The sequence below is a fragment of the Brevibacterium sp. SIMBA_078 genome (assembly GCF_046534565.1).
GTDB lineage: Bacteria > Actinomycetota > Actinomycetes > Actinomycetales > Brevibacteriaceae > Brevibacterium.
Map to the genome: position 1 here is coordinate 1 of NZ_JAWRYQ010000228.1, position 271 is coordinate 271.

The window sequence follows — 271 nt, forward strand, 5'->3', positions numbered from 1 at the left end:
GGGGACCACGCCTTTCACCGCAATCTTCACCAAGCTCAGACGCGTTCAGGATTCGCCGCGTTTTTGCTCTGGTTCTTCTTGGGCAGCTTCGGCGCACATTTAATGTACTTGCGCCGTTGGACGATGCTCATTTTCCACTACGTGTTGGCGATTTTTACCGTGGTGGCGTTTGTCATGGTATTCCGCAACAACAATATCCATAGTCTTGGCGTCGGTCTAGCTGCGCTGTGGATGGCATGCGTTCCGGTTGGTATCTACAACTTCGGCAGTC

1 protein-coding gene is annotated in these 271 nt (G+C 52.8%); it reads left to right on the forward strand.

The window, feature by feature from the left end; all coding sequences use genetic code 11:
* Positions 1 to 271, forward strand: a 271-nt coding sequence (locus tag SB749_RS19535; protein WP_410711768.1) for an NINE protein, incomplete at both ends; no start/stop codon positions are given.